Below are 17,913 nucleotides of genomic sequence, written 5' to 3' on the forward strand. Positions count from 1 at the left end.
TGAGAATAAAAGAGGTGCAATGAGGTGGAGCATGAACGAGGAGGAGCAGTTGACGCGGCGAATCGCCCGGATGATCGAGTCGATTCCAGATGTTTTTTTAAGTGTGGATAAACGATGGAGAATTACATATGCAAATCGGGAAGCTGAAAAAATCTTTGAGAAGCGCCGGGAAGAACTTCTAGGGAAAAACATGTGGAATGTGTTTCCAAGTATGATGGTGTCTTCATTTCAGAATGATTATTTCAAAGCAATAGCTGAACAACGTGCAGTGGAGTTTGAAGAATACTTGCCCGTATATGATAAATGGTTTGAAGTTCATGCAACGCCCTTTTCAGAAGGGCTATGTATTTATTTTCATGATATTACAGAGCGAAAGAAGACCGACGAACGGCTTTTGCGGGCATTGGAAACGAACAATCATCTTGCTGCTGCGATTGCTAATACAGTAACAGGAGTAACCATCTCTGATCCGAGCATGTCTGATAATCCGCTAATTTTTGCGAATAAAGGATTTGAACTGTTGACCGGTTATACGGTTCAGGAAGTGCTTGGTCATAATTGTAGATTTCTGCAAGGGGAAGAAACAGATGGGGAGACACTGGATCTCATACGGCAGGCGATGCGGAAGCGCCAGCCAATCACAGCAGAAGTATTGAATTACCGTAAGGACGGGAGTTATTTTTGGAATGAATTAACCATCAGCCCGGTTTTAAACGAGGCAGGTGAACTGCTGTATTTTGTAGGGCTTCAAGCTGATGTTACCCGGCGCAAGCAAGCGGAACAAAAGCTGCAGGCAGAGTTGGAGCTTGCTAAAGCTGTTCAGCAAAGCGTATTAAGTCCGCCCCTATATGAGCCGCACATAGAGGTGGAGGCGGTTTATATTCCATCTGAAGAGCTCGCTGGTGATATGTATTGCTGGTATAAAATTGATTCCCATCGTTATGGGATTTTGTTATTAGATGTAGTAGGGCATGGTATCAGCGCATCGCTTATTGGCATGTCCGTGCGATCACTCCTGCAAGGGCTTATCACTAGATTGGCAGATCCGGTCAAAGTTATCAAGGAATTAAACAGGCATATGCGTAACTTATATGCAAAACAACAAAAGATGCATTCGTATTATTTTACATGCATTTATGTGGTCGTTAATACGAAAGAAAAAATCATTGAATATGTGAATGCGGGTCATCCTCCGGGAATTATGTGTACAGTAGAGGGAAAGAGCAGACGGCTTGAACGGGGAAGTCTTCCAGTTGGCCTTTTGTCTGACTTTTCTGTGGAAAAGGAAGTGCTCTCCTATCAAACGTCAGCACGCATCGTTCTTTATACGGACGGACTTATCGAAGGAAAGAACCAGGCGGCACTTCAAGTAATTGATAAGCTGCAACAATTTTTTTCACGGCACCACCACACATCGACGGCGAAAGCAAAGGAACTAGCGATTCAAACGTTTGTTACCGGGAAGAAAAAAGACGATGTATGCTTGCTTGTCATTACAGTCCGCTAAGATAGTGGAAAGCAGCGAGAAAATACTCGCTGCCTATCCTGCTTCTTAGGTTATGTGATATCTACTAACGTATCAAGCTTGCAGATTTGTAGAATGTTTTTTACAGGAAACGAGCTGTTGATGATGCGAATTTGATAATCTGAAATCAGCGGATGAATCCAACTGATTAAAAATCCTACACCAGTGCTGTCGATGAAGCGAACTTGTTTAAAGTCGATAACAATTCTTTTTGGCTGTCCAGGGATCTCCAATTCCCGTACTTTGGTTTCGATTTGCCGTACAGTTTCAAAATTAATGTCTTCCTTAAATGTAAATGTGATTTGCTCATGATCCACATTATAATTAATCATTACACTATCCCCTTTGTCTTTCGTCCTCACTTACGAGGAAACGTAATGTTTGCCGATTCTCCATTTTCATCGAATGTAAAATGCTTGCTGATGCTTTGAATAATATACAAGCCCCGTCCTCTCTCCTGAGCAAGAGAAGGCGGCCCTGTCGTCAGGTATTTGCGCCAGTCGAAGCCGCTACCTTTATTTGTAATCTCCAATATAATGTCGCTGTCCGTCCATCGGATGGCAATATGTGTATGGCAAATGGCTGCAGCCTCTGGATTATGATCGATGATATTAACAAGAATTTCCCATATGCTTAATTGAAGTGAGTAATGTAGCAGACACTCTTCTTTAAGAGAAAGCTCTTTACGAATGTCGCGTAGGATAAGCTCTACATACGATTTAACGTTTTCTTTCGCCATTCCAGGAAAATTATACGTTAGCATTTTTAATCTTTTCCAATAAGCTCTTAAGATAAGGGTGGCGATACTCATCCTGGTGTTCAAGACGATATAGCTGACTCCAGAGCGAATTGTATGTAGATTTTATCTGGATAGGAATAATATCGCCAAAATAGTACTGAAGATGGAGCAGACGCCATTTTACATAGTTTCGATTCTCATTTACATTACTGACATTTCCTATATCAATACGAACAATCTGTTCGTTTGCTTCGTGAAGCAGTGCATCTGTCATTTCTTCTAACGAGGAAAATTCTCGGCTCTCAAAAGAAAATTTTTTTGTAGTCATTCCGTGTCCCACCTATGCCAAAATTTCTTTATTTTCTCCCATGCTATTTTCCGATGCTAAATTTGTCGTTTAATTGATTGCTTAGTAGACTCAATTCTTCTGCCATCTTGGCTACTTGATCGGATGCAGTGGAAATTTCGTTGAACGTTTGCTGGAAATCAAGAATGTATCTACTGACGTTTTTGATTTTTTCGCTGTTGGAACGCACCTGAACCGAGGAGTTATCCATAATGTTCATAATGGCTGTGTTAATTTCACGGAAACGACTTGTTTGCTTAGCAATTTGTTCAAATGAATTATCGAACGAGTTGACATTATTTTGTACCATGGAAATCTGCTCATGGATATGTTCAAGTGCTGATTGGGTTTGCATAGCAAGATTGCGAACTTCTTTGGCGACTACAGTGAAGCCGCGTCCGTGTTCACCGGCCCGTGCTGCTTCAATGCTTGCGTTGAGTGAGAGGACGTTCGTTTTGTTGGAAATGGCATGGATAACCTGAACAATTTCTCCTATTTTATTGGCGCTTTCAATCAGTTCTTTAGATTTTTCCCGTGTTTCATCCATAATTTCTACGATTCGGTCGATTTCATTAAGCGCCGAACCAATCTCTGACTTTCCTTCCTCTACGTCTTCTACCATTTTTCGTGAACTTTCTTGAATGTCACGTGTTCCGTCAAGCATTTGCACAACATGTGTTTCTTTTTCTCCGATGGAAGCACTTGTTTCTTCTGCAGTAGCAACAAGCATTTCAGATGATTCATTGAGACGATGCTGAATACGCTCGATTTCATTGAGGCGCATCATGGAAGACGTGTACGAGTCGATATATGTGGCAATCGCAATTTGCATATCAAATGAGCAGAGACGTTGGAACGAGGCGAACGTTTCACGGGCTTGGTCTACAGCGTCCATCTCACGAAGGAGCAGAGCTAGTACTTCGTTTTGAATGAGCGTATAGGCCCCGATATACCATTCTGGAAATAAATTAATCCGATTATGTACACTGCCTATAATTTTTCGACGCACAATATAATCCTGGCCGATTTCGCCGGATACCATATCAAGCAGATAACGTTCTAGCGTTTGACGCAGCTTGTCGACCGAACTATGGTTATTAATAATGGACATAAGAGCGGGGACTTGTGACAAATTTTCATAGAAGGATGCGACAATGTCGCTTACATGTTTTTCGAAGATAGGTCGAATGGATACTAGACGACGCAAATCTTCCTCGGTTAGACCAACAAACTTGGCTTTGGAGGCTTCCGTACTATTCATCAGTTCCCGGTAGAATCGGGAAATTTCTGTAGAAGAAGTGGCAGGTGTGTTGCTGCTGGACATCTGGCTGGACTCTTGTTTTTTTGTGTTTTTAAAGAAGCCCAGTGCTCCTTTTTCATTATTAAGTAGATGCTTAAACGGACATCCCATTATTTTTTCTTCCCCTTTACACGTAATATATGAAATGGAATTGTATGCAGTAGAATTATTGATGATTATACCATGACATTCACATAAAAACTCGTACTTTTATACTAAAAAATGTGTTATATCATGATTCTTTAAGACTGAGCCTCATAACTCAGGGATATGATCTTATGAGTTTTTATATGCAGAGGTATTTTTTCCTAATATAAGATTTTTAGTTTGGAAGTGAAGAAAAGAAGGGTAGGGATAAATGTGTTCACGAAAACAAGCTAACTACCAAGATAGACAAGTGTGAAGGAGGACAATAATATGAATGAAGACAAGAAAATTATCGGGGTATTCCGTACGCGTGATGAGGCGATACGTGCAATTGAGACGCTAAAGGATAGAGGGTGCCGCTCCGAAGACATTTCTGTTATTGCAAAAGATCAAGACAGCATAGGGTCGATCGAAGAGGAAACGGACACAAAACTGGAGGAAGGTTTGGCAGCGGGCGCTACAACAGGAGGTGTACTCGGTGGGGTATCGGGGCTTCTGGCCGGTATCGGAGCGTTGGCCATTCCAGGAGTAGGTCCTATCGTGGCGGCTGGTCCGATTGCCGCAACACTAGGAGGAGCCGTCGTAGGCGCAGGTGCAGGAGGATTGGTAGGTGCACTGGTTGGCATGGGCATACCTGAGGACGAAGCGAAACAATATGAAGAATATCTCAATGAAGGCGAGATTCTAGTCATGGTAGATGCAAATGCTGAACGCAAATACCGTGTATACGACACCTTCCGTAACAATAATGCATTGAATTCCCATATGTATGATCCGTACTTGAACGATACACCGGTACAGCGTCGTAACAATGATCCGTTACTATAAAGAAAACGAAACAAGGAAAAAAGTGCCTGAGGAACATAGGGAGCCTGCTATCAGCGGGCTCTCTATGTTTATTTGGCAAGAAGATAAAAGCAAAACATTGTCATGAGAGGAATGGTTGTAATAGATACGAGTGTAGAAAATACAGTCGCCATTGCCCCGTATTCTTCGTCTTTGGAATATCGGGCAAATAGAATGGAGGCCAGCGTAAGAGTCGGCATTGTCGACTGTACGATAATAATCTGCGCTACTTCTATCGGCAAGGCAAATATGTGCAGCAGGGATGCGGTAGCTACCGGAAAAATCAGTAACTTTATAATGAGCGGCATGCTTAGCTGATGTAGGCTGGCGGTCTGTTTCTTTTTCAATATGGAAGGAATGAGCATACCGATGTACATCATAGCAAGCGGAGACGCAAGGTTGGCTAGCGTTTCTGTCAGGTTTGCCACGCTTTGTGGTGGTGTAATATGCATGACAGCTGCAAGCATCCCGACGAAAATAGCTATCATAGGAATATTAATAAGCTCTTTAAGCAAACGAAAGCTCACTCTTTTTTCGCCTTGCAGCATCATCACGCCAAGTGTCCAGATAGTAAAATCCAGTCCAGCGTCGAAGATGGCAGCGAGCAGTGCGCCCTTCGGTCCAAATAATGCAGCACAGAGTGGGATTCCAATAAAACCGGTATTACCTAATCCGGATAGAAGGGCCATTTCTTTCGCCTTGTCTGGGGCGACACGCATTCCTCGAGCTGCAATCCAGCCAAGCAGGACGCCTAAACAATTAATAATGATGGAACCAAGGAAGATCAGCAGAACAAGCATAAGAAATTCTGCATCAATCTCCGTTTGGAATACGCCATTTAGAATAATGCAAGGCATTGCCACATTAATAATAATCGCTATTAGAAGCTGCCGTCTTTCCGCTGTAAAAGGAATACGACGTGCCAGCAGGCTGCCGATTAAAATCATAGATGCCATCATTAGGATGGAAGTCACGACAGTTCCGATCTCCACTTTCTCTCCTTCTTTCTAAATAAAGTGAAACTTCACTCAATAAAGCTGTTTCTAATCCTCTATTGGGTAGTACTGCTCGTTAAGGCGACGCAAATGAGTTTAGCATAATAAGAATGGCCCGCTCTTGTGGGAAGAACAGGCCGTTTCAAAAGTATGCCGGACTATACGCTTTTCATACGTTCATAAAGATCGTTGTAAAAGCGAGCCTCAGAGCGAGTGATGTATGCTCCGGCCCGGTACATGTGCTCTAAATCCTGAGGGGATGTAAAGCGGGTTAGCACGCTTTTGCATAGCTCATAGTGCCGTGGTTCATGATGGTCGGCATGCACGGTCCAAAATGTCGTATTCAGTTTCTGTTCCTTGTTGTAATTCGGATGCTCCAGTCCTTGGCCGATAAGACCCATAACTTTTCCTGCAAACAGCTCCGAGCCGAAACCAATTGAAGCCATCGCTTCAAGCGGCGTAGCATTGCGCAGGAAAGAGATGAAAGTATTTACTGCTTCTTTTGAAGCAGGAGCGACCGGATAATCCGGCACGTACTTTTCGTTTGTCGATACATCGGGTGCTGCCGTAATCATAAAGGAATGGTACAGACGGGAGTGGTAACTTTTCGGATTGCCGCGTCCGCCTTCATCCCATAGGTTGTCAACAAGCGGAACCCACCAGTCATCTTCCGGTTCGACGGCCGCAACAGCTGCGCCGAGCACACGTGGAAAATTGCGGCTGTAATAGCTGTATTGAAGCGCGAATTCCCGCACCTGTGCCGGTGTCCATTCACCTGCAAGCAGCGTTTGCATGAATTTACTTTGTATAATTTCTGTTTCGACAATATCCCAGATTTTCTCCTCGATTTGTTCATAGCTTACAATGGCCATGCGACAAACTCCTCCTTACCTTTTTTCCGTTCTTCTATATCTTGCAAACCTTTTTATTATACTCATGATTCTAGAAGGGAAGTCAAGAGCAAACCGTGTTATTTGACATAAAAATATTGTAAGCTCAGCAACATAAGAAAAAGGGGAGCAAGTTGTCGCAACGTTATCCTTATCCATTCCAGCGGATGTGTTCGGGTCACGCCCGCAGTCTGCAAGAACAGGTGTAGGAAAACATTATTATCGCAACAATTAAAGGGACGATAAAGATAGTATAGGTGGGCGGGAGTATTTTATTGCCTGCTTTTTTTTAGTTAGGAAACAGGCTATATCTCCTTGTTCCTTGTATTTTTACCTCGAACTAGCTATAAAATCAAAACGAAATCGTTCGTACATACTATAATAGAATGGTGAACGGGTAGAATAAATGGGCAAGGAGGAAGATGCTGTGTATCTTTGCTTTGATGTGGGGGGCACAAATATTAAAGCCGGCCTCGTAGATGCAAGCGGGACGATTCTTGCCAAGCAAAGCGTGGTTACACAAACGGATGAGCAGGCCAATTCAGTTCTGAAACAGTTTCTGGAACTGCAAAATGTGCTTTGCCGTGAGAGTGGAATTACGTTGGAGCACATACGGGCAGCTAGCATAGGGGTGGCCGGATTTGTGGAGATGGAGACAGGAACGGTAACAAGGGCAGTAAACCTTGGCTGGCATGATGTACCTGTAGCAGAAAAGGTATCATCTATGCTGGGCATGCCGGTTTTTGTAATTAACGATGCGAATGCGGCTGCGCTGGGTGAGATGTGGCAGGGGGCTGGAAAAGGTTTGGACGACCTTCTGTGTCTGACCATTGGTACGGGTGTCGGCGGCGGTGTAATTGCAAACGGTCGTATTGTTAATGGAGCTTACGGATTGGCTGGAGAAATTGGTCACTTTCGTGTGAAAATAAAGGACGGACGCCTTTGCAACTGCGGAAAAACAGGATGTCTGGAAACAGAAGCTTCTGCATCGGCCATTGCCTATTATGGTGAACGAGCAGCCAGGCAATATCCGAGGGGCAGGCTCGCACAGCGACTGAAGCAAGCCGGAACACTAACAAGCAAAGATGTAGCTGAAGCTGCCCAGAAGGGCGACAAAGCTGCATGCGAGGTAATAGAGCATGCGGCATATTATCTAGGATATGCACTCGCAAGTATTTTTACTGTGACGGCTCCTATACGTATTGTTATTGGGGGAGGGGTAGCTGCTGCCGGCTCGTTATTATTTACCCCGCTCATTCATTGGTTTCGCGAGTTTGCGTTGCCAGATATTAAAGATAAAAACATTATTGCACCTGCGGTTCTTGGCAATGATGCAGGGATTATAGGATTAGCAAAATTGGCGAAGATGAACCTTTTGTCTTTGTCTGGCATAGAAGAAAAGAGAGGATGATGAACATGCAAAAAATCGCGGTTCTAACAAGTGGAGGAGATGCACCGGGCATGAACGCAGCTGTTCGTGCTGTTGTACGTCGCGGTATTTCATACGGAATGGAAGTATACGGTATCAACCATGGATATGAAGGTTTAATGCATGGGCAGATTACACTCATGGATGCAGGAAGTGTAGGCGATATTATTCAGCGTGGGGGTACGATATTGCACAGTAGCCGTAGCGAGGAATTTAAAACGGATGCAGGGCAGCAAAGAGGAATAGATGAGTTGCGTAGAAAAGGCATCGAAGGACTCGTAGTAATCGGTGGTGATGGTTCGTTCCGTGGTGCACAAAGATTATCGGACAAAGGATTTTCTACAATCGGTATTCCCGGGACAATTGATAACGATATTTCGGGAACAGAGATGACGTTAGGTTTCGATACAGCAGTGAATACAGTATTGGAAGCGATTGATAAAATACGTGATACTGCAACTTCACATGAGCGAATTTTTGTTGTGGAGGTGATGGGTCGCCACTGCGGGGATATTGCGTTATGGGCAGGCTTAAGCGGAGGAGCGGAGTCGATTCTTATTCCGGAAGTAAACGTCGAAATTACCGATGTAATTCATCGTTTGCTTGAAGGAAATAAACGGGGCAAGAAGCATAGCATTATTATCGTGGCGGAGGGTGTATGCCCGGCTTCAGAAATCGCGCAAAGAATCAAGAAAGAGGCTGGGTTGGATACAAGAGTAACTGTACTTGGGCATGTACAGCGCGGCGGCTCTCCATCCGCATTTGATCGGATGCTGGGAAGCCGTTTGGGGGCCAAAGCGGTTGATTTATTGCGTGAAGGCCAGAGCGGTAAGATGGTAGGCATTCAACGGAATCGGATTACAGAGGTTGATTTTGCTGACGTGTTTACAATTGAGAATGATATTGATTTAGATATGTATGAATTAAGTAAAACACTTTCGATTTAATTCGTTTCTGTTATACGTCAAGCTCTCCGTCAGTTCAGCAAAAGAGTTTGACCCGGGAAGGAGAGCAGGAATGAAAAAACAGATAGCTTTTGATGGCGTGCTTGCTAGCGAATATTTGACGGAGTATGAGCTGGATCAGATGGGCATGAAAGTACAGCAGGCGCATGACATGCTAAGCGCAGGCACCGGACCCGGCGGTCAACATATCGGCTGGGTTCATTGGCCTGAAACCTACAACCGGGAAGAATATGCGCGTCTCAAACAGATGGGGGAGACGATTCGCAATCGGGCGGAGGCGTTTATTGTAATTGGCATCGGTGGCTCGTATTTAGGTGCACGTGCTGCTATCGAAATGCTTTGTCCTGTCTTTTATAATCAATGGTCTAAAGCCTGTCGCAAAGCGCCGGAGGTGTATTTTGCGGGCCATCAAATGAGCGCTTTGTACACAGCCCATTTATTGCGTTTGGTAGAAGAAAAAGAGATCTATATTAATGTCATTTCCAAATCCGGTACGACACTGGAGCCGATGCTGGCCTTTCGTCTGTTCCGTGAGATGCTGGAGAAGCGCTACGGTAAGGAAGAGGCACGGAAGCGGATTATTGTGACGACGGATCTCACGCACGGTCCGTTAAGAAGGCTGGCAGAACATGAAGGATATGAAACGTTTGCGATACCGGACAATATCGGGGGCCGGTATGCGGTATTGACGCCGGTCGGCCTGCTGCCAATGGTCGTCGCAGGCATTGATGTGGATGCGGTACTGGCAGGCGCAGCTGACGTGGTTCGGCTGTATGGGAAACCGGATGTGGACAATAATCCCGCTTATCGCTATGCAGCTTTGCGATGCCTGTTTTATGATAAGGGAAAGACGACGGAATTGCTGGCGAGCTATGAACCGGGGCTGCGGTATGTAGCGGAATGGTGGAAGCAATTATTTGGTGAAAGCGAAGGAAAAGGCGGCAAGGGTGTGTTCCCGGCGAGCCTTCATTTTTCAACCGATCTTCATTCCCTGGGCCAGTATATACAGGAAGGGCGCCGCGATTTCTTTATGACTACGCTCTGGGTGGAGGCGCCAAGTGAGCAGGTCACTGTGCCTGCGATGGGGGATGATACGGATGAATTGAACTATTTATCGGGTGTTTCGTTTCATGAGGTGAATCGAAAAGCGTGTGAGGGGGCGATGCTGGCTCATACACAGGGCGGCGTGCCCAACCTGCGCATTATCGTACCCGAGCAGTCCCCCTATTATTTCGGACAGCTTGTTTACTTCTTTGAGAAAGCATGTGGCATAAGCGGCTATTTGTTCGGGGTGAATCCATTCGATCAGCCGGGTGTAGAAGCATATAAACGAAATATGTTCCGCTTGTTGGGCAAACCAAAAATAACATAGTTTGTCCCACTCTTAACAGGCAGTAGCAGAGCCGTTCAAGGCGAACGGCTTTTCTTCTTCACAGGCTGGGAATTGTCTTGGATGTCAAACAAGGTTTATGATAGAAGAAATAATCTAGATATATAAAAGGAGAGACAAAGATGGAATGGAAACAGAAGGCGGCGCGCTGGCATGCATATTCTGGCCTTTCGGAAGACATCAGGCGTGAACTTGTGAACATATGGAACGATCCGCAACGCTTGGAAGATGCTTTTTACCGCAATCTGGCCTTTGGTACCGGTGGATTGCGCGGCGAACTGGGACCGGGTACGAACCGGATGAATACATATACAGTGCGCAAGGCTTCTGAAGGGCTTGCCCGTTATATAGAAGCACAGGGAGCGGAGGCGAAGCTGCGCGGTGTGGCCATCGCGTATGATGTGCGCCGTCAGTCGCGGGCATTCGCGCTGGAGTCGGCCTTGACACTGGCACGACACGGCATCCGAGCTTATGTATTCGATGACATCCGTCCGACTCCGGTTCTGTCGTTTGCAGTGCGTCATTTAAACGCGTATGCAGGCATTGTAATTACGGCCAGCCACAATCCGCCAGAGTATAATGGATACAAGGTATATGGGCCGGACGGGGGACAACTGCCCCCAATGGAAGCCGATGCAGTAACAGATAAAGTAAATGAAGTGTCCGATGAGTTGACCGTGGAAGTTATGGACGAACAAGAAGCACGCAAAGCCGGATTGTTCGTAGAGATTGGAGCGGACATTGACGAAGCTTATCTTCAGAAGGCGTGTGCCCTAAGTGTAAATCCAGAAGTCATTGGGCGGATGAGTGAGGATGTGCGTATTGTATTTACACCGCTGCATGGCACGGCCAATGTTCTGGTACGCCGAGGTCTTGCTCAGATGGGATTTTCGCATGTGACCGTTGTAGCCGAGCAGGAGCAGCCCGATTCTGAATTCTCTACGGTTGCTTCTCCAAATCCTGAGGAGCATGCTGCATTCGAGTGGGCGATTCGATATGGCAAGAAAGTGGATGCTGATGTGCTGCTTGGTACGGATCCGGATGCAGACCGTGTCGGTGTTGCGGTTAAAAACGGCGACGGCGACTATGTGGTACTGACCGGGAACCAGACCGGGGCGCTTCTACTGCATTATTTGCTGGAACAAAAGCGGGCAAGAGGTACGCTTCCGCCAAACGGTGTCGTATTGAAGACGATCGTCACGTCTGAAATCGGGCGCGCCATTGCAAGCTCCTTTGGGTTGGAGACGATAGACACATTGACAGGATTTAAATTCATTGGAGAGAAAATAAAAGAATTTGAGCAGATGGGAGATCGTACGTTCCTTTTCGGGTATGAAGAAAGCTACGGATATCTCGCTGGTGATTTTGTACGGGATAAGGATGCGGTGCAGGTATGCCTGCTTGTTGCAGAGATGGTTGCATATTATAAATCACGTGGTCTGACGGTATATGAAGGATTGATGGAAGTATTTACGACATACGGGTATTATCTGGAAGATTTGTATTCGATAACACTGAGGGGAAAAAAGGGGATTGAAACCATCCAGTCCATTCTACAAACGTTCCGTAAGGAGCCTCCTTTGGAGATGAGCGGTCAAAAAGTAAATGTGGTAGAAGACTACCAAACAGGGCGGCGCCGGTTCGTGAAGGAGAACCGGGACGAGGAACTTACGCTTCCTGCATCTGATGTATTGAAATACACATTAGTAAATGGTGCGTGGTTCTGCCTGCGGCCGTCCGGCACGGAACCGAAGCTAAAAGTCTACTTTGGCGTAAAAGGCAGCACCATGGAAGAAGCGCAGACCAACCTTTCATGCTTAAAAGCCGATGTGATAAAAAAGGTACATACGCTAATAAACGAATAAACGTTAGAGGAGCCGATCGGGCTCCTTTTTATTTCTCTTCCTCTGCCCTTACTAATTTAACATTCGACCTTTTATCCGCAGCTTGTTCAGCATGCTCCTTGGTTTCTTGAATTGGATCTTCGAGTAAACCTTCCTTTCGGAGCTCTTCATTCGATTTCATATGCTCGAATTCGGTACCTGTCTTCTTGGCTGCATCGAAATTAGGAACGGCTGTATTCTGTATACACTTATTTTGGGCTTCTTTATCATTATGGTTTCGGTTGTCATTGTTGTTGTTCATTATTATTTCATCCTCTCATATGAATGTATTTCTCCTTTTTTACTTTACCCTGCTTATATGTAAGAGAAACAAAAAAGGTATGTGTTTTTTACTTCTTGTCAGTTATGTATATAATGGAAAAAGAATTTCGTCCAAAGGAGGAGCGGATATGTCATCACAAGCCAGCTGGCGTCTATTTGCGGTTTTTTCCCTTGCATCTACTCTGGCTCTTGCAGTTGGGCTTTATCTGGGGATTACAGATATTCTTTCCCCTTCCGCGACGGGAGAGTGGAAAACTGACAAAGGTACAGAAGAAACGGGGAAGCCCAAAGTAAACGCCGTCCAAATCGTTGCGTTGGGTGATTCGTTAACTCGAGGCACAGGAGACGGAGCAGGACTTGGTTATGTCGGCAACTTGCGGGCGCGTCTGTCGGAGGCGACAGGTCAGCAAGCGTATGTATTAAACCATGGGGTAAATGGATATAAAACTGCTGATTTGCTGCGTGATTTACAACAAAAAGAAGATATTCGAAGAACGCTCCGCCAGGCCGATATCGTTACACTTTCGATTGGTGGAAATGACTTGTTTAATGCAGGGGGAGCAGAAGAGGTTAATCCGGAAATAAGTCAGAAGCGTTTGCCTGGGGCAGTAGAGCGCTACAAGGAAATCGTAAAAATTATCGATTCGTTAAATCCGAAGGCCAAAATTTTGTATATGGGGCTATATAATGCGTTTGCCGACTTATCGAATGCACAGGAAAGCTATAAGGTTGTAGAGCGTTGGAATAGTGAAACGTCGGCCGTTTTATACCGGTATCCTCATGCGATTTTTGTACCGACCGACGACTTATTTCGTGTAGATGGCAAAAAATATTTGTCCAGTGACCATTTTCATCCGAACCAAGCGGGGTACCGACGGATCGGAGAGAGGATGGCTGAAGTAATCCGATAGGAGGGAAGAGCGGTGCAACGAGCGATTACGCTTGAACTAGACCAGGTAGAAAAGATAATTCGCCGTAACCGTATTATTAAAGGTATCTCCTTCTCTGTACAAGAGGGCGAAGTGTTTGGATTTCTTGGACCAAACGGTTCAGGGAAAACTACCACAATTCGGATGATGGTCGGCCTTGTTCGACCAACCGCGGGGCGAATTCGCGTATGCGGTTATGATATCCAGAAAGACCATACGGAAGCGCTGGCAAAGGTTGGTTCGATTGTGGAGAATCCTGAACTATATCCGTTTTTGAGTGGAATGGAGAACCTGGAGTATTTTGCCCGCATGATTCCAGGGGTAACCCGGGAGAAAATTGATGAAGTTGTACGACGTGTCGATTTAAGTGCACGTATTGGGGATCGTGTAAAAGATTATTCACTGGGGATGCGCCAGCGTCTCGGGATTGCCCAGGCTTTGCTCGGTGACCCGAAGCTGCTCATTTTAGACGAGCCGACTAATGGTCTTGATCCGCAGGGAATTAGAGAATTGCGTGCTTTTATCCGCCAATTGGCTGATGAGGGCTTGAGTGTATTTATCTCAAGTCATATGCTGAGTGAAATTCAACTTATGTGCGATCGAGTAGCCATTATTAACGAAGGAAGTATCATTCGCGTAGGGGTCGTGGATGAATTGTTGACACAAAACTTTCGTAAAATCATCTGGTATGCTAACCCTTATGATAGGGCGAAAAGTTTGCTTATGAACTCACCATTCATCAAGGTACGGGAGCAGGAATTAGTAGACGCCGGGATTGTAACAGAAGTAGCTCCCGAGCATATTCCACAGCTAACAGCCGCTCTAGTCGATCAAGGCATCGAAATATACGGAATCGAATGGAAAAAGCCGAGTCTTGAGGATTTGTTTCTCGATATGACCGAGGGGGAGCATCATGCTTAGTATGTATGGCTTAGTTATGAACGAGGCGTTGAAAATTTTGCAAAGGAAGCGACTATGGGTTGTTGTATTGATTTTGCTTGTGCTTGTACCGATTTTTACTTATGCTCAGTTCCGGGCCACACTCGATAATCAGAAGCAGCTCGGGACGACAGATTGGAAGGTGTCGGTGCGGCAGAGCATCAATGATACGACAAATCGCTTGAGCAGCACTCGTATTCCAGAAGACTGGAAAAAATTAATGCGGATTCGTATTCAGCAACAACAATATTATTTGGATCACGACATTAATCCAACATCTCCGAACGGAGTCACATTCACGCGGGATTTCATGAGCAATGCTGTTTCCTTGTTTATCCCGCTTCTTATTGTAATTATTTCTTCGGACATTGTCTCGGGCGAGCATACGGGTGGAACAATTAAGTTGCTGCTAACTCGTCCTGTAAAAAGATGGAGAATACTTACAAGCAAGTTGATTGCCTTATTTCTATTTGTTTCGGCGATTGTTGTACTTACAGGAATTATTGCTTATGCAATTTCCGGTGTTGTATTTGGCTATACAGGATGGGCATACCCAGTACTAACCGGATTTCAGATTCAAGGGGAGGAGGTGAATACAGAAGGTGTGCATGTACTCCCACAATGGCTGTATATCATGATGGAGTATGGACTTTCCTGGTACGCCTGTCTTGCGGTAGCATGCATTTCATTTATGGTATCTGTGCTTGTTCGCAGTACAGCCGCAGGAATGGGAGTGATGGTATCCGCTCTTATTGCGGGTACGATTTTAACGAATATGGCATCTGCATGGGAGTCAGCAAAATATTTTTTCATGGTAAATCTACAGCTAACCGATTATCTGGCGGGCACGTTGCCGACGATTCCCGGATTAAGCCTGACCTTTTCATTGACTACTCTTGGCATATGGAGTGTAGCCTCCCTTCTTGTGGCTTATATTGTATTTATTCGACGCGATGTGTATTAATTAAGCGAAGGGTGTTGATTATCCAGTATCATCCAGGGAAATAGCCATCACAACGAACCTAAAGCGGGCGCCGGTTCGTGTCTCGTTGTTCTTGATTAAGCTTAAAAAAAGAGGCTCCGTTTTTAAGCGGTGTGCCTCTTTTTGCATGAATTGAATACTATGATTTTTCAACGGGATCTGGTACAGGAAGTGGCGCAAAGCCGTAGCCTTTTTGCTTGAGTAATTCAATAATTTTCGGCAGCAACCGTACCGTCTGCTCTTTTTCGTGCATGAGGATAATGGAGCCTGGCTTTACTTCGCTGGCGATATTATTCATAATTAAATCCGGCTTGTCACCGTGCTTCCAATCCAGGCTATCTACGTTCCAGTAGGCAAGGATTTGATTCGTTTCCTTGGAAGCAACCAATGTATTTTGGTCGATGGCTCCGTAAGGCGGTCGAAAATAATAAATGGGCGCACCAATTTTTTGGGAGATATATTCAGTAGAAGTACGAATCATTTGTACCTGTACGTCTTTCGGTTTTTTTCTCAACGTTTCGTGATGCATCGTATGGGTACCGATAATGTGTCCGTTTTCCAGCATCTTTTTAGCGAAAGTGCTCTGCTGTTCTGTTTTTAGATTTTGTCCTACCCAAAAAAATCCACCCTTAATATCGTTTTTGTCTAAAATTTCTACAATGTCTTGTGTATATCGACCCGGTCCGTCATCAAAAGTTAAATATACGGTTGGTTTAGACAAGGGGATTTTGGCGATCATTTTGCCAACCGCTGGTACATTAGAAACTTCAGCTGATTTTGCTGAAGGGAGTGCTGTTTTTTCCGGAACCGGTGGATTAGGTTCTGGATTTGCATTTTGCTGTTTCAATGCTTCTTCGTTAGTTTTCGGGTACAGCGTGTCATTGGAAATTTTATTTAGAAACGCATGGGCTGATTGAACAGGGGGGCTATCGCGAAATAAGATATTCGCTCCAATAACTAATCCTAACAGGGATAGCGCAATCCAAATTATGTTCCTGTTTTTTCTCCTCCGATTATTCTCCAAAATATGTCCCTTCTTTCTCTATTTATCTCTTTATTATGTACTTCGTCCATAAACAGGTATCGATGTATGTTCGTCGCCTATTCTACTATAAAAACAGCAGTAATGTGCAAAAATTTCTGGCGAAAATTTAATTTATTATATTCGCTGAATACGAACCCTCCTCATTATAAAATTATACAATATTGATTTTTTTTGGAAACAGGTAAAAGGATGCACTCTGCGCGGGAATGTTCTGCAAAACTTTCCTAACAGGAGAGAAATCGCTATAATGAAATAAACCGCTTTGTAATCATGCCATAAGAAAGTACGAAACGGTAATGGAGGGATAAGACTTATGATGTCATATGATGAATATATGCGCTCGGTTATTCAACCGATGCGTACAGAGCTTACATCTGTCGGATTTGAAGAGTTGTTAACACCGGAAGATGTAGAGGCGAAGTTTGAAAACATGAAAGGAAGCGCCCTTGTAGTCGTTAACTCAGTGTGCGGCTGTGCTGCTGGTCTTGCCCGTCCTGCTGTAGCCTATTCACTGCAGCATAGCGAGCAAAAGCCCGATCATCTCTATACGGTATTTGCTGGCCAGGATAAGGAAGCGACCGCTAAAGCGAGAGAATATTTTACTGGTTATCCGCCTTCCTCTCCTTCTTTTGCTTTGTTGAAGGATGGAGAGCTAGTGTATATGATGGAGCGTCATCAAATTGAAAACCGTCCGCTTGAAATTATTGCGGGAGATTTGCTTGAAGCATTTAAGAAGCATTGCGGATAATCCCTGTACATGTCAAGCTTCTTCTCCAGTACTGGAGAAGGAGCTTTTTAAAAAAAACCTTGCTTTTAATCTAAGGTTATGATAGGATGAATCTTGTCGCTGTTAAATATGTAGGGACAGGTGTCCGAGCTGGTCGAAGGAGCACGATTGGAAATCGTGTAGGCGGGGTTAACTCGTCTCGTGGGTTCGAATCCCACCCTGTCCGCCATTATTCGGAGAAGTACCCAAGAGGCTGTAAGGGGCTCCCCTGCTAAGGGAGTAGACGGGTTAAACCGTGCGAGGGTTCGAATCCCTCCTTCTCCGCCATTATATAAGCAAGAAGTTGAATATTAACACGAAAGTGATAATAAAAGCTTTTGTAATAGGCTAGTACCCGCTCTTTTCTTATTCGATTGTTTTGAGGCGGTGTAGCTCAGCTGGCTAGAGCGTACGGTTCATACCCGTGAGGTCGGGGGTTCGATCCCCTCCGCCGCTACCATCCCTTTCTGCATACATTTATCGGGAAGTGGCTCAGCTTGGTAGAGCGCCTCGTT

At 44.9% G+C, this 17,913-nt stretch carries 18 protein-coding genes and 3 tRNA genes; 13 read left to right on the top strand and 8 right to left on the bottom strand.

Annotation, left to right across the window (positions count from 1 at the left end; translation table 11 throughout):
• The first annotated feature begins 31 nt into the window (after positions 1-31).
• Positions 32-1,507 (top strand): SpoIIE family protein phosphatase, encoded by a 1,476-nt coding sequence (locus tag HMPREF0083_RS26220; RefSeq protein WP_021620417.1) that lies wholly within the window; start codon positions 32-34, stop codon positions 1,505-1,507.
• Positions 1,508-1,557: 50 nt separating this feature from the next.
• Here the strand turns inward: HMPREF0083_RS26220 and HMPREF0083_RS06730 are convergent, their stop codons facing one another.
• From HMPREF0083_RS06730 to HMPREF0083_RS06745, 4 genes are read right to left on the bottom strand one after another with little or no spacing between them, the layout of a single operon-like run.
• Entirely contained in the window at positions 1,558-1,857 is a 300-nt protein-coding gene (locus tag HMPREF0083_RS06730) for an STAS domain-containing protein (protein ID WP_040301772.1), read from the bottom strand.
• Positions 1,858-1,883: 26 nt separating this feature from the next.
• A complete protein-coding gene (locus HMPREF0083_RS06735; protein WP_021620419.1) occupies positions 1,884-2,288 on the bottom strand; it encodes an ATP-binding protein in 405 nt (134 codons plus the stop codon).
• Entirely contained in the window at positions 2,275-2,592 is a 318-nt protein-coding gene (locus HMPREF0083_RS06740) for a hypothetical protein (protein ID WP_021620420.1), read from the bottom strand. The genes HMPREF0083_RS06735 and HMPREF0083_RS06740 overlap by 14 nt, the downstream gene beginning before the upstream one ends.
• Before the next feature lie 43 nt (positions 2,593-2,635).
• Complete coding sequence (locus HMPREF0083_RS06745) at positions 2,636-4,021, bottom strand: globin-coupled sensor protein (protein WP_021620421.1); 1,386 nt, start codon at positions 4,019-4,021, stop codon at positions 2,636-2,638.
• Between the two features lie 306 nt (positions 4,022-4,327).
• On the opposite strand from HMPREF0083_RS06745, the gene HMPREF0083_RS06750 reads away from it, so the two are divergent.
• Positions 4,328-4,885 carry a general stress protein gene (locus HMPREF0083_RS06750; RefSeq protein WP_051354561.1) on the top strand — a complete coding sequence of 186 codons (558 nt, stop codon included), beginning with the start codon at positions 4,328-4,330 and terminating at the stop codon, positions 4,883-4,885.
• Positions 4,886-4,953: 68 nt separating this feature from the next.
• Here the strand turns inward: HMPREF0083_RS06750 and HMPREF0083_RS06755 are convergent, their stop codons facing one another.
• Positions 4,954-5,895, bottom strand: a complete 942-nt coding sequence (locus HMPREF0083_RS06755; protein WP_040301774.1) for an AEC family transporter — start codon at positions 5,893-5,895, stop codon at positions 4,954-4,956.
• Positions 5,896-6,056: 161 nt separating this feature from the next.
• On the bottom strand, positions 6,057-6,770 hold the full coding sequence (locus HMPREF0083_RS06760) for an iron-containing redox enzyme family protein (RefSeq protein ID WP_021620424.1): 714 nt from the start codon (positions 6,768-6,770) through the stop codon (positions 6,057-6,059).
• Between the two features lie 424 nt (positions 6,771-7,194).
• Between HMPREF0083_RS06760 and HMPREF0083_RS06765 the strand changes: the two genes are divergently transcribed.
• The 4 genes from HMPREF0083_RS06765 (at position 7,195) to HMPREF0083_RS06780 (ending at position 12,437) form a co-directional block, all read left to right on the top strand.
• Positions 7,195-8,199, top strand: a complete 1,005-nt coding sequence (locus HMPREF0083_RS06765; RefSeq protein ID WP_021620425.1) for an ROK family glucokinase — start codon at positions 7,195-7,197, stop codon at positions 8,197-8,199.
• Positions 8,200-8,204: 5 nt separating this feature from the next.
• Entirely contained in the window at positions 8,205-9,164 is a 960-nt protein-coding gene (gene pfkA / locus HMPREF0083_RS06770; RefSeq protein WP_040301802.1) for a 6-phosphofructokinase, read from the top strand.
• A 70-nt stretch (positions 9,165-9,234) separates the two neighbouring features.
• Entirely contained in the window at positions 9,235-10,554 is a 1,320-nt protein-coding gene (locus HMPREF0083_RS06775; RefSeq protein ID WP_021620427.1) for a glucose-6-phosphate isomerase, read from the top strand.
• 140 nt (positions 10,555-10,694) lie between these two features.
• Entirely contained in the window at positions 10,695-12,437 is a 1,743-nt protein-coding gene (locus tag HMPREF0083_RS06780; RefSeq protein WP_021620428.1) for a phospho-sugar mutase, read from the top strand.
• Between the two features lie 28 nt (positions 12,438-12,465).
• Here HMPREF0083_RS06780 and HMPREF0083_RS06785 read toward each other — a convergent pair whose 3' ends face one another.
• Positions 12,466-12,717 carry a hypothetical protein gene (locus HMPREF0083_RS06785; RefSeq protein ID WP_021620429.1) on the bottom strand — a complete coding sequence of 84 codons (252 nt, stop codon included), beginning with the start codon at positions 12,715-12,717 and terminating at the stop codon, positions 12,466-12,468.
• Between the two features lie 148 nt (positions 12,718-12,865).
• On the opposite strand from HMPREF0083_RS06785, the gene HMPREF0083_RS06790 reads away from it, so the two are divergent.
• From HMPREF0083_RS06790 to HMPREF0083_RS06800, 3 genes are read left to right on the top strand one after another with little or no spacing between them, the layout of a single operon-like run.
• The gene (locus tag HMPREF0083_RS06790) at positions 12,866-13,648 is read left to right on the top strand and encodes a GDSL-type esterase/lipase family protein (RefSeq protein WP_040301776.1); all 783 of its coding nucleotides are present in this window, start codon (positions 12,866-12,868) and stop codon (positions 13,646-13,648) included.
• Between the two features lie 12 nt (positions 13,649-13,660).
• The gene (locus tag HMPREF0083_RS06795) at positions 13,661-14,587 is read left to right on the top strand and encodes an ABC transporter ATP-binding protein (protein WP_021620431.1); all 927 of its coding nucleotides are present in this window, start codon (positions 13,661-13,663) and stop codon (positions 14,585-14,587) included.
• The gene (locus HMPREF0083_RS06800; protein ID WP_021620432.1) at positions 14,580-15,569 is read left to right on the top strand and encodes an ABC transporter permease; all 990 of its coding nucleotides are present in this window, start codon (positions 14,580-14,582) and stop codon (positions 15,567-15,569) included. The genes HMPREF0083_RS06795 and HMPREF0083_RS06800 overlap by 8 nt, the downstream gene beginning before the upstream one ends.
• Before the next feature lie 157 nt (positions 15,570-15,726).
• Here HMPREF0083_RS06800 and HMPREF0083_RS06805 read toward each other — a convergent pair whose 3' ends face one another.
• On the bottom strand, positions 15,727-16,611 hold the full coding sequence (locus tag HMPREF0083_RS06805; protein ID WP_021620434.1) for a polysaccharide deacetylase family protein: 885 nt from the start codon (positions 16,609-16,611) through the stop codon (positions 15,727-15,729).
• Positions 16,612-16,945: 334 nt separating this feature from the next.
• Here HMPREF0083_RS06805 and HMPREF0083_RS06810 point away from each other — a divergent pair, with 334 nt between their 5' ends.
• The 4 genes from HMPREF0083_RS06810 (at position 16,946) to HMPREF0083_RS06825 (ending at position 17,858) form a co-directional block, all read left to right on the top strand.
• Entirely contained in the window at positions 16,946-17,380 is a 435-nt protein-coding gene (locus HMPREF0083_RS06810) for a BrxA/BrxB family bacilliredoxin (RefSeq protein WP_021620436.1), read from the top strand.
• 114 nt (positions 17,381-17,494) lie between these two features.
• Positions 17,495-17,588: transfer RNA gene (locus tag HMPREF0083_RS06815), tRNA-Ser, on the top strand.
• Positions 17,589-17,594: 6 nt separating this feature from the next.
• Positions 17,595-17,686, top strand: a tRNA-Ser gene (locus tag HMPREF0083_RS06820).
• 95 nt (positions 17,687-17,781) lie between these two features.
• Positions 17,782-17,858 (top strand) — tRNA-Met (locus HMPREF0083_RS06825).
• The last annotated feature ends 55 nt before the right edge of the window (positions 17,859-17,913 follow it).

The sequence above is a fragment of the Aneurinibacillus aneurinilyticus ATCC 12856 genome, assembly GCF_000466385.1.
GTDB classification, from domain to species: domain Bacteria; phylum Bacillota; class Bacilli; order Aneurinibacillales; family Aneurinibacillaceae; genus Aneurinibacillus; species Aneurinibacillus aneurinilyticus.

What these genes read in the sequence shown, in the direction of transcription:
- HMPREF0083_RS26220 (WP_021620417.1), top strand. Translation starts at nt 32, where the DNA reads ATGAACGAGGAGGAGCAGTTGACGCGGCGAATCGCCCGGATGATCGAG.
- HMPREF0083_RS06730 (WP_040301772.1), bottom strand. Translation starts at nt 1,857, where the DNA reads ATGATTAATTATAATGTGGATCATGAGCAAATCACATTTACATTTAAG.
- HMPREF0083_RS06735 (WP_021620419.1), bottom strand. Translation starts at nt 2,288, where the DNA reads ATGCTAACGTATAATTTTCCTGGAATGGCGAAAGAAAACGTTAAATCG.
- HMPREF0083_RS06740 (WP_021620420.1), bottom strand. Translation starts at nt 2,592, where the DNA reads ATGACTACAAAAAAATTTTCTTTTGAGAGCCGAGAATTTTCCTCGTTA.
- HMPREF0083_RS06745 (WP_021620421.1), bottom strand. Translation starts at nt 4,021, where the DNA reads ATGGGATGTCCGTTTAAGCATCTACTTAATAATGAAAAAGGAGCACTG.
- HMPREF0083_RS06750 (WP_051354561.1), top strand. Translation starts at nt 4,328, where the DNA reads ATGAATGAAGACAAGAAAATTATCGGGGTATTCCGTACGCGTGATGAG.
- HMPREF0083_RS06760 (WP_021620424.1), bottom strand. Translation starts at nt 6,770, where the DNA reads ATGGCCATTGTAAGCTATGAACAAATCGAGGAGAAAATCTGGGATATT.
- HMPREF0083_RS06765 (WP_021620425.1), top strand. Translation starts at nt 7,195, where the DNA reads ATGGGCAAGGAGGAAGATGCTGTGTATCTTTGCTTTGATGTGGGGGGC.
- pfkA (WP_040301802.1), top strand. Translation starts at nt 8,205, where the DNA reads ATGCAAAAAATCGCGGTTCTAACAAGTGGAGGAGATGCACCGGGCATG.
- HMPREF0083_RS06775 (WP_021620427.1), top strand. Translation starts at nt 9,235, where the DNA reads ATGAAAAAACAGATAGCTTTTGATGGCGTGCTTGCTAGCGAATATTTG.
- HMPREF0083_RS06780 (WP_021620428.1), top strand. Translation starts at nt 10,695, where the DNA reads ATGGAATGGAAACAGAAGGCGGCGCGCTGGCATGCATATTCTGGCCTT.
- HMPREF0083_RS06785 (WP_021620429.1), bottom strand. Translation starts at nt 12,717, where the DNA reads ATGAACAACAACAATGACAACCGAAACCATAATGATAAAGAAGCCCAA.
- HMPREF0083_RS06790 (WP_040301776.1), top strand. Translation starts at nt 12,866, where the DNA reads ATGTCATCACAAGCCAGCTGGCGTCTATTTGCGGTTTTTTCCCTTGCA.
- HMPREF0083_RS06800 (WP_021620432.1), top strand. Translation starts at nt 14,580, where the DNA reads ATGCTTAGTATGTATGGCTTAGTTATGAACGAGGCGTTGAAAATTTTG.
- HMPREF0083_RS06810 (WP_021620436.1), top strand. Translation starts at nt 16,946, where the DNA reads ATGATGTCATATGATGAATATATGCGCTCGGTTATTCAACCGATGCGT.